This is a genomic window from Bifidobacterium cuniculi (assembly GCF_000741575.1).
Taxonomy (GTDB): domain Bacteria; phylum Actinomycetota; class Actinomycetes; order Actinomycetales; family Bifidobacteriaceae; genus Bifidobacterium; species Bifidobacterium cuniculi.
This window is the reverse complement of the sequence record NZ_JGYV01000003.1, coordinates 1-1,396: the sequence shown is the minus strand read 5'-3', so window position 1 is coordinate 1,396 and position 1,396 is coordinate 1. Positions and strand designations below refer to the sequence as shown.

2 protein-coding genes are annotated in these 1,396 nt (G+C 62.4%); both read left to right on the top strand.

From position 1 onward, the window contains the following. A partial coding sequence (locus BCUN_RS12700) for a hypothetical protein (protein ID WP_238552312.1) occupies positions 1 to 238 on the top strand: 238 nt, incomplete at its 5' end. A gap of 36 nt (positions 239 to 274) precedes the next feature. Next, on the top strand, positions 275 to 1,396 hold a 1,122-nt coding region (locus BCUN_RS04025; protein ID WP_156100120.1), incomplete at its 3' end, for an RNA-guided endonuclease InsQ/TnpB family protein.

Below are 1,396 nucleotides of genomic sequence, written 5' to 3'. Positions count from 1 at the left end.
GCGCCGTTCCGATGTCGCGTTGAAAGCCACGATGGCATACTGGCGTGCCCGGTTGCAGCAGGGCGCGGACCTGCCCTTGTATGTGGCATTGCCAGACAAGGCGAGTGTCGGGGGATTGTCGGCGCGGCAGATGGAAAAGCGTGGGCAACATGGTGCGCGCTCAGCTGCTGTCATGGCAAGCGTTGCTGGAGTTGCGCGTGCGCCGTCTCGTCATGGACTCGTCCCTGTCGGACGATGACCGGCTTGTTCTGTTGCGCCTCAACAAGTGGCACGCGTGGTGGAAACCGCATTCCAGCTGCCATGGAAGGTCAGCGAGGACGGTGTGCTCGTGCCGTGCGGCATGAAGGTCAAGAGCAAGGTCATGCTCGACGTTCAGCCGCGCCTGTTGAAACTGGCACGCCGACTGGTCAAACAGGCCATGAAAACCGACAAGTTCCCTGACATGGTGCATGTGGACACGCTCGTCTTGGACAGCATCATCGCCAAGCCGGAACGTCCCGAAACCGCGGACAGTCCGCGCATCTCGTGGTGGGTGAAGACCAGCACCCTGACCAAGGGCAAGCCCGTCGAAATCGGACTGTTGGCCAACACGTATTTCGAACGCGCCTACGAGGATACGGTGGCACGGGGTGGCGGCATGTGCGGTGTCGTGCAACTGCACCGCGACAAGGGAACACAGAATTTCACCATGAATCTGGTGCTTGACATCCCCGACGCCGCGCCACGCACCGAGGGGCGCACGGTCGGCTTGGACTTCGGCATGGCCGACGCGCTCTTGGCCTCCAGCGACGGGCAATTGTTCGGCGCCAAGGCGCTCAGGCAGCTGCGCGCACTCGACGAGAAACTGGCGGACCATGACCGATGGCTTGCCCAACGGGGCCTGAAACGCAAGGGCGACCGGGAACACGAACGCCTCAACCGGCGCATCCGCGACACTGTGAAAAACGAGGTAGGGCGCATCATCAACCGACTCGCCCTCACCCACGGGCCCGAACAAGTCAGGACGCTCGTGGTCGAGCGCCTCGACTTCCGGGGAGGCGGCATGAGCAGGCGCATGAACCGGCTCATCACCCGCACCGGGCGCGCCGTCTTGAAGCGCAAACTCGAATCCATACAGGAAAGCGCGGGCATCCAAGTCGAACAGGTACCCGCACAATACACGTCACAGGAATGCTCCGGCTGCGGCTACACCAGTAAACGCAACAGGCCCAGCCGAGCCAGATATGCTTGCCGTTTCTGCGGCAAAACCATGCACGCCGACATCAACGCGGCCCGTGTCATCCAATCACGACGTTCGTGGCAGCAACCGGACAACATGGGCCCCAAGGCGCGCACCAACACCCGCCAACTACTCGACCAACGCTTCCAACACCGTTGGAACAGGCCGATGGAAGGC